This is a genomic window from Bosea sp. (in: a-proteobacteria), assembly GCA_023910605.1.
Lineage (GTDB): Bacteria > Pseudomonadota > Alphaproteobacteria > Rhizobiales > Beijerinckiaceae > Allobosea.
Genome location: JAAVVV010000001.1, coordinates 3,118,803 through 3,132,431 on the forward strand (window position 1 = coordinate 3,118,803; position 13,629 = coordinate 3,132,431).

Annotated in this window: 10 protein-coding genes and 1 pseudogene; 9 read left to right on the forward strand and 2 right to left on the reverse strand. The window is 65.9% G+C overall.

The annotated features are described in order from the left end of the window. Window positions 1-160 precede the first annotated feature (160 nt). The 5 genes from HEQ16_15025 (at window position 161) to HEQ16_15045 (ending at window position 7,406) form a co-directional block, all read left to right on the forward strand. Window positions 161-1,855 carry a hypothetical protein gene (locus tag HEQ16_15025; protein MCO4055328.1) on the forward strand — a complete coding sequence of 565 codons (1,695 nt, stop codon included), beginning with the start codon at window positions 161-163 and terminating at the stop codon, window positions 1,853-1,855. A gap of 347 nt (window positions 1,856-2,202) precedes the next feature. Next, a complete protein-coding gene (locus tag HEQ16_15030) occupies window positions 2,203-2,676 on the forward strand; it encodes a hypothetical protein (GenBank protein MCO4055329.1) in 474 nt (157 codons plus the stop codon). Window positions 2,677-2,874: 198 nt separating this feature from the next. After that, entirely contained in the window at window positions 2,875-6,192 is a 3,318-nt protein-coding gene (gene carB, locus HEQ16_15035; protein ID MCO4055330.1) for a carbamoyl-phosphate synthase large subunit, read from the forward strand. A gap of 153 nt (window positions 6,193-6,345) precedes the next feature. Next, window positions 6,346-6,819 carry a transcription elongation factor GreA gene (greA, locus tag HEQ16_15040; GenBank protein ID MCO4055331.1) on the forward strand — a complete coding sequence of 158 codons (474 nt, stop codon included), beginning with the start codon at window positions 6,346-6,348 and terminating at the stop codon, window positions 6,817-6,819. A gap of 131 nt (window positions 6,820-6,950) precedes the next feature. Further along, the gene (locus HEQ16_15045) at window positions 6,951-7,406 is read left to right on the forward strand and encodes a hypothetical protein (protein MCO4055332.1); all 456 of its coding nucleotides are present in this window, start codon (window positions 6,951-6,953) and stop codon (window positions 7,404-7,406) included. Between the two features lie 24 nt (window positions 7,407-7,430). Here the strand turns inward: HEQ16_15045 and HEQ16_15050 are convergent. Further along, window positions 7,431-7,877: pseudogene (locus HEQ16_15050) on the reverse strand (Lrp/AsnC family transcriptional regulator). 257 nt (window positions 7,878-8,134) lie between these two features. Here HEQ16_15050 and HEQ16_15055 point away from each other — a divergent pair. The 3 genes from HEQ16_15055 (at window position 8,135) to HEQ16_15065 (ending at window position 11,124) form a co-directional block, all read left to right on the forward strand. Continuing rightward, window positions 8,135-9,112, forward strand: a complete 978-nt coding sequence (locus tag HEQ16_15055) for a nucleoside-diphosphate sugar epimerase (protein ID MCO4055333.1) — start codon at window positions 8,135-8,137, stop codon at window positions 9,110-9,112. 10 nt (window positions 9,113-9,122) lie between these two features. Beyond that, entirely contained in the window at window positions 9,123-10,097 is a 975-nt protein-coding gene (gene trxB, locus HEQ16_15060) for a thioredoxin-disulfide reductase (GenBank protein MCO4055334.1), read from the forward strand. 136 nt (window positions 10,098-10,233) lie between these two features. After that, a complete protein-coding gene (locus HEQ16_15065; GenBank protein ID MCO4055335.1) occupies window positions 10,234-11,124 on the forward strand; it encodes a LysR family transcriptional regulator in 891 nt (296 codons plus the stop codon). A 326-nt stretch (window positions 11,125-11,450) separates the two neighbouring features. On the opposite strand, the gene msrP is transcribed toward HEQ16_15065, so the two are convergent. Beyond that, window positions 11,451-12,440 (reverse strand): protein-methionine-sulfoxide reductase catalytic subunit MsrP, encoded by a 990-nt coding sequence (msrP, locus tag HEQ16_15070; protein ID MCO4055336.1) that lies wholly within the window; start codon window positions 12,438-12,440, stop codon window positions 11,451-11,453. 201 nt (window positions 12,441-12,641) lie between these two features. On the opposite strand from msrP, the gene HEQ16_15075 reads away from it, so the two are divergent. Continuing rightward, window positions 12,642-13,628, forward strand: a complete 987-nt coding sequence (locus HEQ16_15075) for a tripartite tricarboxylate transporter substrate binding protein (GenBank protein ID MCO4055337.1) — start codon at window positions 12,642-12,644, stop codon at window positions 13,626-13,628. Window position 13,629: the final 1 nt, after the last annotated feature.

Below are 13,629 nucleotides of genomic sequence, written 5' to 3' on the forward strand. Positions count from 1 at the left end.
TCCGGGAAAAGGTCGGCAGGGCAATGTCCGCATTAGAGCCGAGATGCCCGCTGCGGCAAGCCCCCGCACGGTGCGCTGACCACAGCTTCACCGGCGGATTTCAGCCTTTCTCAATAGTCGGCTGCTACACCTGATTCGGCCGCAGGAGCAGCTTCAGATCATGGTCGAGATTTCGGACCGCTCGTTCAACTCGGCCTTTGTTGCCAGCGCCGGCGTCAGGCAGGGCGCGCGCGCGCTGTCGGAAGTGAGCCGGGCGGCCGGGCGCGAGGCTGAACTGACGCAGACCAACCTGCGCACCCAGGCCAACAAGCTCACCGGCCTTGCCGGGCGGGTTGGCGAGGCCGCCATCGCACTCAACGGCATTGAGGAGGCGCGCGGCATCGTGCGGAGCGCCGATCTCAGCGATGCCCTTCAGCGCGCAACGAAACGCGCCGTCAACCGCCTGCTCACGGTCGAAAGCCAGTCCAATGCCCGCGCCAACTCCGCGCCGCTTGGCCTCAACGGCAAAACCAGCATCGCGGACATCGTCGGCACCCTGACCAATGCCAGCTCGCCCGGCTCCGCCATCGTTTCGGCGCTGGGCAAGTCGCTGCGGGGTGGCAACGCCAAGCCAACGACGCCTGAGTCGATCTTCGCCACAGCGGCGACGTTCAACACCCAGCTCGGCGACATCTTCGGCCGCGCCTTGCCGACCCTCGTCGAAGCCATGGGCCGCGCGGATGTCGAGGTCAAGCGCCGCGCCCTTGAGGCTAAGGCCGGCGAAGTGGTGATCGACCCTAATGACCCAGCCGCCGTGCTGCCCACAGTCCGGGTCACGGATGCAGGCCGGGCAAGCCGCTCCAACGAAGGCTTCGCACTGCGCGCCCGCACGGGCGACAAGGGCGGCACCGTCGTGCTCGACCTGACCGACTCCAGCGGCAAGGACACGCGTCCGGCCATCGCCGAGGTCACGGGTGGAGCGGGTTCCGACGTCATCTTCCTGTCGGGCACCAGCAACGCCCTCGTCCGGGCCGGAGACGGCAATGATTTCGTCATGGCGGATGGCAGTGCCGAACTTTATGGCGGAGGCGGCGACGACATCCTGATCGGCAACATCGTCTCCGGCGAGGACGGCGACGACGTGATCTTCGGCAATGCCCTGGCCATGGGCGGGGCAGGCAATGACCGCATCACCATGTTCTCCAACGGCGCGGACGATGCCGAGGACAGCGCAGGCGGCCTGGCCTTCGGCGGAGATGGCGACGACATCATCATCGGCGAGGTGCGCATCAATGCCGATGGCGGCGATGGCAACGACGCCATCACCCTCAGGGCCGGCGGCTTCGCGGCCGGAGGCCTCGGCAACGACACGTTGACCGCCTTCGACGACGCGACGGTCGAGGGCGGCGCCGGCGACGACGACATCCTGCTGCTGGCCGGCGGCAATGTCGATGGCGGCGATGGCAAAGACGACATCACCGCCACGTTCTATTCCACCGTCGCCGGCGGCAAGGGCGACGATCTCGTGCGCATGAACTCGGGCGGCATCTACCAGTTCGGCAAGGGCGACGGCATGGACCGGGTGCTGATGGGCACGCCGCTGACGGGCCAGACGGCCGACTGGACCAAGACCAACCGCATCGAGATCAGCGGCTATGTGGCCGCCGACCTCAACCTGTTCGTGTCGAACTCGGACATCACCCTGAGATCCCTGGATCCGAAGGTCAGCGACCGGCTGAGCGTGACGCGGCTTCAGCCTGGCGACAATTTCGAGATCGTATTCACCAAGGACGGGATGACGCAGACCCTGAGCATCACGGGCGCCACCCAGAACCTGGGTCCGCTCACCAGGGTCACGCCGCCTGTCACGCGATGAAATCAGTTGAATCTTCAAAAAACTACTTGAAAATACCTAAGTATATTCCCGATATGGCCACATGGATTAACGCTCGGTAAATTCAACCATAGGCTGTGATTCGACAATAATCACACCTGTTTTCAACCGGCCGATGTCTCCGTTGAGCACGAGCCGAAGTGTTCAAGTGGTTTTGTCCGCGAACCTTGCCGGTTGCTGAAATAGCGCCGTGCAGTCTTCGCTTTTTCTCATCTGTCACCGTGCGTTTCTGACACGACAAATCAACTGTCATGACGAGCGCCAGCGCCCCCATCAAGGATGGTCGTTAGGGTCGCGCGTCCTGCCGCAATGGCCATGGGGGGCCGATCATGAACCAGGTTGCATTCCTGCAATCGACTTTCGCGCGTCGTTTCGTTGCGGATCATGGCGCCGAACGCTGCGATCTGCCGATGCTCACCGAAATTGTTGTAACGGCGATGGCGCCGGTGCTCGAGCGGCGCAGCCAGAGCGTGTCCATCGAGCCGGCCGGCCGGCCGATCCTTGTCCGGGGCGACCTGCAACTCGTCTTCGCGCTGCTGTCCGCCGTGGTGATCGAGGCTGCCGGCCTGTCCAGTGCCCGCGCCAGCCTGCGCGTCGCCTTCGATATGGATGAGGGCGATGCCGTCATCCATATCGTCGGCGCCAATTCCCATCAGCTGCCGCGTTCGCTGATGCGGCTGGACCGCGAATTGGCCACCCTCGCGCGCCAGGGCGGCGCCGAGCTGGAGCTGATCTGGGACGATCAGGAAGGTCCGACGCTGGTCCTGCGCTTCCGTGAGGCCTGCGCCAGTCTCGCCAATTGAGGCGTGCGCCAACCCGTGGCGGCGCCGGCGCGGCCCTTCGCCGTGCGAAACCGCGCGCCACCCCTTTCGCTCACCAGCGCCCCGGTCTATAGGCACGGCTCAGCACTCACGCTCGACCCGGCGTTCCGCCCCGATCCCAAAGGACCGGGATGGCGGAGCGCGAACCTGAAAGCCCGGCTTCCGCCGCGGAACCGACCGATGCCAAAGCGCACAGACATCTCGTCGATCCTCATCATCGGGGCCGGCCCCATCATCATCGGGCAGGCCTGCGAGTTCGACTATTCCGGCACCCAGGCCGTCAAGGCGCTGAAGGCGGAGGGCTACCGCGTGGTCCTGGTCAACTCGAACCCGGCCACGATCATGACAGACCCTGATCTCGCCGACGCCACCTATGTGGAGCCGATCACGCCCGAGATCGTGGCCAAGATCATCGAGAAGGAGCGCCCCGACGCGCTGCTGCCGACCATGGGCGGGCAGACGGCGCTCAATTGCGCGCTCTCGTTGAAGAAGATGGGCATTCTGGAGAAATTCGGCGTCGAGATGATCGGCGCCACCGCCGAAGCCATCGACAAGGCCGAGGACCGCGAGCTCTTCAAGGAGGCGATGGCCCGCATCGGGATCGAGACCTGTCGCTCCCACCACATCAAGACGCTCGGCCAGGCGCTTGAGGCGCTTGAGGATATCGGCCTTCCGGCCATCATCCGCCCTTCCTTCACCATGGGCGGCACAGGTGGCGGCATCGCCTACAACAAGGCGGAGTTCATCGAGATCGTGGAGCGCGGCATCGACGCCTCCCCAACCTCCGAAGTCCTGATCGAGGAAAGCGTGCTCGGCTGGAAGGAGTACGAGATGGAGGTCGTGCGCGACAAGCACGACAACTGCATCATCGTCTGCTCGATCGAGAACCTCGACCCGATGGGCGTTCACACCGGCGATTCCATCACCATAGCGCCGGCGCTGACGCTGACGGACAAGGAATACCAGATCATGCGCGACGCCTCGCTGGCGGTCCTGCGCGAGATCGGCGTCGAGACCGGCGGCTCCAACGTCCAGTTCGCCGTGGACCCGGCGACGGGCCGCATGATCGTCATCGAGATGAACCCGCGCGTGTCGCGCTCCTCGGCGCTGGCCTCCAAGGCAACGGGCTTTCCCATCGCCAAGGTCGCGGCCAAGCTCGCCGTCGGCTACACGCTCGACGAGATCGCCAACGACATCACGGGCGGAGCGACACCGGCCTCCTTCGAGCCGACCATCGACTACATCGTCACCAAGATCCCGCGCTTCGCCTTCGAGAAGTTCCCCGGCTCCGAGACCACGCTGACCACCTCGATGAAGTCAGTCGGCGAGAGCATGGCGATCGGCCGCACCTTCCAGGAAAGCCTGCAGAAGGCGCTGCGCTCGCTGGAGACAGGCCTTGACGGCCTCGACGAGATCGAGATCGAGGGCCTCGGCCAGGGCGATGACCGCAACGCCATCAAGGCCGCGATCGGCACCCCGACCCCGGACAGGCTGCTGCAGGTCGCGCAGGCCATGCGCCTTGGCTTCAGCGACGCTGATGTCTTCGAGAGCTGCAAGATCGATCCCTGGCTGATCGCGCAGCTGCGCGGCATCGTGGACATGGAGAACAAGATCCGCGCCCACGGCCTGCCCGCCACGCCTGGCGCGCTGCGCCAGCTGAAGGCCATGGGCTTCTCCGACAAGCGCCTGGCTGCGCTGGCCGGCAAGACCGATGACGACGTGACCAAGCTGCGCCACAGCCTCGATGTGAGGCCGGTGTTCAAGCGCATCGACACCTGCGCGGCCGAGTTCGCCTCGCCCACCGCCTACATGTATTCGACCTACGCCCCGCCGTTCGCCGGAGCAATGGCGTGCGAATCGGCTCCGTCCGACCGCAGGAAGGTGGTCATTCTGGGTGGCGGTCCGAACCGCATCGGCCAGGGCATCGAGTTCGATTACTGCTGCTGCCATGCCTGCTTCGCGCTCAAGGATGCGGGCTTCGAGACCATCATGATCAACTGCAATCCGGAGACGGTCTCGACCGACTACGATACCTCCGACCGGCTCTATTTCGAGCCGCTCACGGCCGAGGACGTGCTCGAGATCCTCCATGCCGAGATGCGGAACGGCACGCTGCATGGCGTCATCGTCCAGTTCGGCGGCCAGACCCCGCTCAAGCTCGCCAATGCGCTTGAGGAAGCGGGCATCCCTATCCTCGGCACATCGCCCGACGCCATCGACCTCGCGGAGGACCGCGACCGCTTCAAGCGACTGCTCGACAAGCTCCAGCTCAAGCAGCCCAAGAACGGCATCGCCTATTCGGTGGAGCAAAGCCGCATGATCGCGGCCGAGCTTGGCCTGCCCTTCGTCGTGCGCCCCTCCTATGTGCTCGGCGGGCGCGCCATGGCGATCATCCGCGACGAGGCGCAGTTCGAGGACTACCTGCTCGGCACGCTGCCCTCGCTGATTCCCTCCGAGGTCAAGGCCAAGTATCCAAACGACAAGACCGGCCAGATCAACATGGTGCTGGGCAAGAACCCGCTGCTCTTCGACCGCTATCTCAGCGACGCGATCGAGGTCGACGTGGACTGCCTCGCCGACGGCAAGAGCGCCTACATCGCCGGCATCATGGAGCATATCGAGGAAGCCGGCATCCATTCCGGCGACTCGGCCTGCTCGCTGCCGCCACGCTCGCTCTCGCCCGAGATGCTCGCGGAGCTGGAGCGCCAGACCCGCGCGCTGGCCCTGGCCCTCGATGTCGGCGGGCTGATGAACGTGCAGTACGCCATCAAGGATCGCGAGATCTACGTGCTGGAGGTCAATCCGCGCGCCTCGCGCACAGTGCCCTTCGTGGCCAAGGTCATCGGCGAGCCCATCGCCAAGATCGCCGCGCGCGTCATGGCGGGCGAGAGCCTCGCCTCCTTCAACCTCAAGCCCAAGGTTCTGGGCCATGTCGGCGTGAAGGAAGCGGTCTTCCCCTTCGCTCGCTTTCCGGGCGTGGACGTGCTGCTCGGCCCTGAGATGCGCTCGACAGGCGAAGTGATCGGGCTTGACCGCTCCTTCGACGTGGCCTTCGCGAAGAGCCAGCTCGGCGCCGGCTCCAAGGTCCCGACATCGGGCACGATCTTCATTTCGGTGCGCGACACGGACAAGCCCCGCATCCTCAACTCGGCGCGGATGCTGGAGGGCCTGGGCTACAAGATCGCAGCCACCAGCGGCACCTGGCGCTACCTCAAGGAAAAGGGCCTGTCTCCGGCGCGCGTCAACAAGGTGCTTGAAGGGCGCCCGCATATCGTCGACGCCATCAAGAACAACGAGATCGCGCTGGTGATCAACACCACCGAAGGCCCCAAGGCGCTGAACGACAGCCGATCGCTCCGCCGAAACGCCCTCTTGCACAAGGTGCCATATTACACCACCTTGGCTGGAGCGATCGCTGCGGCCGAGGGCATGAGAGCCTACCGCAGCGGCGATCTCGAGGTGCGGTCGCTTCAATCGTACTTCGGCACGGCCGCCTGAGCGCGAGCCGGCGGCGAAGCAGAACCGGGCAGATGGACGGCCGGCGTGCAGATCGATCCTGCTCGCACGCGCCTTCCTTTGGCCTTCACGTCGGACATTCTTGGTTGCAGGTCGCCTCGGGGCGAACCGGAACTGAAAAAGAGGAGACCGGTCATGGACCGCGTTCCCATCACCATCGGCGGCTTCACGGCGCTGGAGGAAGAGCTCAGGCATCGCCAGCAGGTGGAGCGTCAGCGCATCATCCAGGCGATCTCGGAGGCGCGCGCCCTGGGTGACCTCTCCGAGAACGCCGAGTATCACTCCGCCAAGGAGCAGCAGTCGCTGAACGAGGGTCGAATCATGGAGCTCGAGTCGATGATCGGCCGCGCCGAGATCATCGATGTCTCGAAGCTGTCCGGCGACCGCATCAAGTTCGGCGCGACGGTGAAGCTCATCGACGAGGATACCGAGGAAGAGCGCACCTATCAGATCGTGGGCGAGCCCGAGGCGGATGTCCGCTCCGGCAAGCTGTCCATCGGCTCGCCCATCGCCCGCGCGCTGATCGGCAAGACGATCGGTGACACCGTCCAGGTCTCCACGCCTGGCGGCGGCAAGTCCTACGAGGTCACAGCCGTCCGCTTCGGCTGAGCCGGTCGGGCCGTTCTTGATTCGGCCATGCTGATCCTTATGATTGCAGCTCGTTTCGGGTCTGGTTGGATCGTCAGGTTGAGGATCACATGAAGCCGTCAGACAGCAAGATGATGTCGCGGCGCGGCCTTATGCTGGGCGGGGCGGCGCTCGTTATGGCACCGGTTCCTGCCGCCGCGCAGCCGCAGCAGGGGTTTTCCCGTGTTGTTGTGGACGTGTCGCGCTTCCGCGCGCTGGGCGGTGGCGTCTTCGCCGATCTCGTCCAGGCCAATCTCGCGGCCGCGATGCAGCGTCATTTCGTTGGCCGGATCGGCATCCGGGGCGCGCCAGCGCTGGCGGTGCAGATCCGCAGCATGAGCCTTGGCTCGCATGTGGGCGGGGATGGCTCATCCTGGCGCCTCGGCGGCGGGGCGTCCGATTATCTCGACGGCGAAGCGGTGGTCTCGCAGGGCTCGCGGGTGATGCTGCGCCATCCGCAACTGCTGACGCTGGCGGCTTCGGGCGCTTGGTATGACCCCGAGAATGAACGCCGCCGCGCGGTGGCGCTGTGCGATGCCTACGCCTCGTGGCTGGCCCGCAGCATCTGACCCGCACGGTGCAGGCGGCCGCGATCAGACGGGCGCTGCGCCGGCATCCTTGACCTGATCGAGAGCCAGCGCCGTGCGCACATTGCGCACATTGGGCAACGCCGTCATCTCCGCCACGAAGGCCTGGAAGGCCTTCATGTCGGGGGCCACGCATTTCAGGATGAAGTCCATGTCGCCCGAGAGCGTCCAGCACTCGCGCACAGTGGGCATCGCCCGGACATGATCCCCGAAAGCCTTGAGGTCGGGTTCGGCCTGGCTCGCCAGATGCACGAAAGCGAAGAAGGCCACCTCGAAGCCCAGCCTCTTCTCGTCAACCAGCGCCCGGTAGCCTTTGATGAAGCCGGCCTCCTCCAGCGCCCTCACGCGGCGCAGGCAGGGCGGCGGCGACATCCCCAGCCTGCCGGCCAGCTCGACATTTGTCATGCGGCCCTCCTCCTGAAGCAGCTTCAGGATCAGCCGGTCGGTGTCGTCGGGTCGGGCGGGCAAGATCGTGTCTTTCCTGTGCTGCGGCGGGCGCTGCGTCGCAGCGGATCGAGCCAGGGCGAAGGCCCTGGCCAGACATGCCGCCAGCAATCAGCCGGCCAGAAGGCCGCGTGTGCAAAACCGGCTTGCGCTCAGCTCAAGCCGGCAATCAACATGCCATTGGCCCCGGCAGGGCCTGCGCGCTGGCATAGCCGCCCATTCTTTGCCACACAAGCGGCGCTGAAGGTTCTCGACAAGGCAGACACGTGACGCACTCTCCAACAGCGTGGATCATCACCGACGGAAAGGCCGGCGATCTGGCCCAATGCGTCGGCGTGGCCGAGGCCATGGGGCTCGCGCCGTACCAGCGCGTCGTGCGCCCGCGCGCGCCCTTCACCTGGCTGATGCCGCGCGGCCCCATCGACCTGCGCGAGAGCCCTGGCCGCCCCGGCAGCCCCATCGCGCCGCCCTGGCCGGACATCGCCATAGCCTCCGGCCGGCGCGCCGTGCCCTACCTCCGCGCCGTCAAGCGCCTCTCGCGCGGACGCTGCTTTACCATCTTCCTCAAGGACCCGCGCACCGGCGCGGGCGCTGCCGACTTCATCTGGGTGCCGGCCCATGACAGGCTGCGGGCCCCGAACGTGATGACCACGCTGGTGTCGCCCCACAAGGTCAGCGCCGAGGCCCTCGCCGAAGCGCGGCGCGCGCCGCCGGGCCCGATCACGGCCCTGCCCGCGCCGCGTGTGGCCGTGCTGGTTGGCGGCGACAGCCGCCATCACCGTTTCAAGCCCGAGGACATCGAGCGCCTGGCGGCGTCCCTGGACAGCCTTGCCGCAAGCGGCGCGGCCCTGATGGGCTCGCGCTCTCGCCGCACCTCGCCGGCGCTGGCCGAGGCGGTGGGCCAGGTCTTCGCGCGCCATGGCGGCTGGTGGTGGGATGGCAGGGGGCCGAACCCTTACCTCGCGCTCCTCGCCCATGCCGACGCCATCGTGGCGACGGCCGACAGCGTCAACATGATCGGCGAGGCAGCGGCCACCGGCGTGCCGGTTCTGGTGTTCGAGCCGACGGGCGGACACGGCAAGATCGGCAAGTTCCTGAACGGCCTCGCCGAACACGGAGTTGTGCACCGATTCGAGGGCAACCTTGTGGGGGAGCGCTACGAACCCCTAGATAGCACCCGGGCCATCGCCGGCGCCGCGCTTGCGGCCTTTCGCGCGCATGCCCTCACCTTGAAAGCCTCCTGAGGACCGCGCCATGGCCCATACCCACGCCAAACTGATGATCGTCGGCTCCGGCCCCGCCGGCTACACGGCTGCGATCTATGCCGCGCGCGCCCTGCTCGAGCCGGTGATGATCTCGGGCTTCCAGCCCGGCGGCCAGTTGATGATCACGACCGATGTCGAGAATTTCCCCGGCTTCGCCGATGTCATCCAGGGCCCCTGGCTGATGGAGCAGATGAAGAAGCAGGCCGAGCATGTCGGCACGCGCATGGTGTCGGACCACATCGCCAGGGTCGATCTGAACAGCCATCCCTTCCGGCTCTGGGGCGACGGCGGCGAAACCTATTCGTGCGAGGCGCTGATCATCGCCACCGGCGCGCAGGCCAAGTGGCTGGGCATACCCTCTGAACAGTCCTTCCAGGGCCTCGGCGTCTCGGCTTGCGCCACCTGCGACGGCTTCTTCTTCCGCGGCAAGGAGGTCGTGGTGGTCGGCGGCGGCAATTCTGCGGTCGAGGAGAGCCTCTATCTCGCCAATCTCGCCAGCAAGGTCACGCTCGTGCATCGGCGCGACACGCTCAAGGCCGAGAAGATCTTGCAGGACAGGCTCCTCAAGCACCCGCGCGTCGAGGTCGTCTGGGACAGCGCCGTGGACGAGATTTGCGGCGTGCCGCCCGGCGGCGACGCGACGCCGGGCGTGACCCATGTGCGGCTGAGGAATGTGAAGACCGGAGCGCTGGGCGATGTGAAGGCTGATGGCGTGTTCATCGCGATCGGCCACAAGCCAGCCACCGAACTCTTCACGGGCCAGGTGGCCATGAAGGAGAGCGGCTACCTCATCGTCGAGCCCAACTCCACAGCCACCAACATCCCCGGCGTGTTCGCGGCCGGCGATGTCGCCGACGACACCTGGCGGCAGGCGGTGACCGCTGCCGGCATGGGCTGCATGGCCGCGCTCGAGAGCGAGAAGTGGCTGGCGGCACGTGAATCGGAGCGCACGGCGGCCGCCTGAATACGATCGCGCGGAAAGTGATCGGATTGATCACGCGAATTCATGCATGACCTACCAAGCATAAGCTTGACGCACCGCACATTTCCACCGCACCATGCAGAAAACGCATAATTGCCGTGCAGGGTGGACACTTTCAATGGACTGGGACCGCATCCGCATTTTTTACACCGTGGCGGAGTCCGGCTCCTTCACCAAGGCGGGCGACACGCTGGGCCTGAGCCAGTCGGCCGTGAGCCGGCAGATCAGCGCGCTGGAGCGCGAGGTCCGCGCGCCTCTGTTTCACCGTCACACCCGCGGCCTGATCCTCACCGAGCAGGGCGAACTGCTCTGGCGCGCCGCCCGCGACATGACCCAGCGGCTGGAAAAGACCAAGGCGCAGCTGACCGAAACGCGCGAGCACCCATCAGGGGAATTGAAAGTCACGACCACGGTGGGCCTCGGGAGCCGCTGGCTGGCGCCGCGCCTCGGCGATTTCCTGGACAACTATCCCGACGTCAGGGTTGAGTTGATCCTCACCGACGAGGAACTGGATCTGTCGATGCGGCAGGCGGACATCGCCATTCGCCTGCGCCAGCCGCAGCAGCCCGACCTCATCCAGCGCAAGCTCTTCACGGTTCACTTCCACTGCTACGCCGCCCCCGCCTACATCAAGCGCTATGGCGAACCGAAGTCGCTCGAGGACCTCGACAACCACCGGCTGCTGTCCTTCGGCGGGCAGTCGCCGTCCTATCTTCTGTCAGTGCACTGGCTCGGCACGGCCGGGCGCGATCCGCGCAACCCGCGCACGCCGCATCTGCTCGTCAACAACATCGCTGCCCTGCGCAACGCGGTGGAGCATGGGGCCGGCATCGCCGTGCTGCCCGATTATCTGGTGGAGCAGGGCTCGAGCCTTGTTCAGGTCCTTCGCGAGGTCGAGATGCCGGCGCTGGACAGCTATCTGGTCTACCCCGAGGAAATGAAGTCGGTGGCGCGCGTGCAGGCCTTCCGCGACTTCCTCATCCAGCGTGCCCAGCGCTGGACCTTCTGACGAACGCCGCTGAGCTCAAGGCATTTTGTGGATCAAAAACGGAACTCTACGGCACATCCATGCCTTGAGCGGGCGGCTGAGGCTGATGTTGGCTCCCATCCTGCTTTATCGTGCGCCAGACGCATAACAAACCTGCACTTTGTTGCATTGCAAAAAACCCGGATGCCCAGCATATCGATCCGGTGATCGAGCTCAGGGCGTCCGCTTCCTCCTCCCGGTGTCGATGCCCGCTTGATCCGTCCCTCTGGAGTGTCTGGTCTTCTGATCGGACATGACTTCGAAGCCCGGTTCCGACAGGAGCCGGGCTTTCTTTTGTCTCACGGGACTCACAGATAAAGCCGCTCGCCTTCAAGCCCCTTGTAGAGGTCGGCGACCTGCTCGGCATAGCCGTTGTGCAGCAGGGTGGGCACGCGCTGCTGGGTGCCGATGACCTGCTCGTCCGCCTGGCTCCAGCGCGGATGGGGAACGGCAGGGTTCACATTCGCCCAGAAGCCGTATTCGGCAGGCTGCAGCTGCTCCCAGAAGCTCTTCGGCCGCTCGGCAAGGAAGCTGATGCGGGTGATCGCCTTGGCGGACTTGAAGCCGTATTTCCACGGCAGGATCAAACGGATCGGCGCGCCGAACTGGTTGCGCAGGGGCTTGCCATAGACGCCGGTGACCAGCAGCGGCAACTCATTGGCCGCCTCTGCGATGGTTATGCCCTCCGAATACGGCCAGGGATACCAGCCCTGGCGCTGGCCGGGCGCCATCTGCGGGTTCTTGAAGGTCTCGAACCTCACGTACTTCGCGGCCGAGGTCGGCTTGGCGAGATCGAGGAAGGAGCGAAGCGTGAAGCCTGTCCACGGCACGGCCATCGACCAGCCCTCCACGCAGCGAAAGCGGTAGAGCCGCTCTTCCAGCGACATGCGGCGAATGAGGTCATCCACCCCGATCTCGAACGGCTTCTCGACAAGGCCGTCGACCGTCACGGTCCAGGGACGGGTCTTCTTGGCCTCGGCCTGCTTCCAGATGTTCTTGGAGGCGCCGAACTCGTAATAGTTATTGTAGCCTGCGGCCGTGATCTCCGGCGTCAGCGGCCGGTCGAGCGTGAAGGCCTCGTTGCGCCGAGCCGGATACAGATCATCGGTCGGGTCCGGCACGCGGGCCAGGCTGGGCGCGCCGGAGCCAAGCCATTGCGCCTCGGCGCCGCCGCTTGCCGCGATCAGGCCGGCGGCCCCGAGCCCGGCGGCCATCAAGGCCCGGCGGTTCATGAACACGGCCTCCGGCGTGGCCTGCGCCTCCGGCATCTCCCAGCTTCGTATCGTCCTGATGAGCATGGTCTTCTCCGTCGCGCGCGCCTTTGTCCCATCATACGCGCGGCGAGCGCAAGCGGTTACGCAGGCGCAGCCAGCAGCGGATCACGAATCAGGGAGGCTTGCCCACGCCTGGCGCTCGCCACCCGCTGGCGCGGCCCTGCAAGCCGGGATATGAGAGGCGACAACTGGCCACCCGATGCCAGACCCGCCCCGGAGGAATACATGACTGTCATCACCCGTCGCCGCTCGCTTGGCCTCATCGCAGGCGCCGTCGCCGCACCCGCTCTGGCCAGGGCTCAAGGCGCTTGGTCGCCGTCCCGCACCATCACCATGGTCGTGCCCTACCCTGCGGGCGGCCCCACCGACGCCATCGGCCGCATCGTGGCCAAGGAGCTTGAAGCCATCCTCAAGGTGAGCGTGGTGGTCGACAACCGGGCCGGCGCTTCGGGCGCCATCGGCACACGTTCGGTCGCGAGGGGCGATGCCGACGGCCACCTCATCATCTTCGGCAACAACCAGACGCATGGCTCGAACCAGTTCCTGCTGCGCGAGCCGGGCTATGATCCGCAAAAGGATTTCGCGCCCCTCGCCGGGGTCGGCTCATTCGAGCATGTCTTCGTGGTGAGGAAGGACCTGCCGGCCAAGGACATTCCCGAACTTGTTGCGCTCGCGAAGAAGGACCCAGGCAAGCTCAACTATGGATCGACCGGCGTCGGCTCGGGCTCGCATCTGTTCACCGAACTGTTCATGACCCGCACCGGCACGCAGATGACGCATGTGCCCTTCCGTGGCGCCGCGCCGCTTGTGCAGGAACTGATGGGCGGGCGCATCGACATCGCCAACTCGACCTTGCCCTCCGTCCTTGGCCAGATCCAGTCGGGCGATCTGCGCGCCATCGCGCTGGCCTCGCCCGCCCGCAACATGGCCGTTCCGAACGTGCCGACCCTGCGCGAGCAGGGCATTGCCAATGCCGATGCCGACAGCTGGGCCGCCTTCTTCGCGCCTGCCGCCACGCCGGTCCCGGCGCTGTCCCGCCTCTCGCAGGAGATCGTGACCATCCTCAACGGCAACTCCGCGCGTGAAGCGATCCTGCGGACCGGCTTCACCATGAACGTGCGCGATCCGGCGGCTTTCCGCCCCTATCACGCCCAGGAAATCACAGTGCTGCGCGACGTGATCGCGGCAGCGAACATCAAGCCGGTCGAGTGAC

Excerpts from the sequence above, each read along its gene's own strand:
- HEQ16_15025 (MCO4055328.1), top strand. The coding sequence starts at position 161 with ATGGTCGAGATTTCGGACCGCTCGTTCAACTCGGCCTTTGTTGCCAGC.
- HEQ16_15030 (MCO4055329.1), top strand. The coding sequence starts at position 2,203 with ATGAACCAGGTTGCATTCCTGCAATCGACTTTCGCGCGTCGTTTCGTT.
- carB (MCO4055330.1), top strand. The coding sequence starts at position 2,875 with ATGCCAAAGCGCACAGACATCTCGTCGATCCTCATCATCGGGGCCGGC.
- greA (MCO4055331.1), top strand. The coding sequence starts at position 6,346 with ATGGACCGCGTTCCCATCACCATCGGCGGCTTCACGGCGCTGGAGGAA.
- HEQ16_15045 (MCO4055332.1), top strand. The coding sequence starts at position 6,951 with ATGCTGGGCGGGGCGGCGCTCGTTATGGCACCGGTTCCTGCCGCCGCG.
- trxB (MCO4055334.1), top strand. The coding sequence starts at position 9,123 with ATGGCCCATACCCACGCCAAACTGATGATCGTCGGCTCCGGCCCCGCC.
- HEQ16_15065 (MCO4055335.1), top strand. The coding sequence starts at position 10,234 with ATGGACTGGGACCGCATCCGCATTTTTTACACCGTGGCGGAGTCCGGC.
- msrP (MCO4055336.1), bottom strand. The coding sequence starts at position 12,440 with ATGCTCATCAGGACGATACGAAGCTGGGAGATGCCGGAGGCGCAGGCC.
- HEQ16_15075 (MCO4055337.1), top strand. The coding sequence starts at position 12,642 with ATGACTGTCATCACCCGTCGCCGCTCGCTTGGCCTCATCGCAGGCGCC.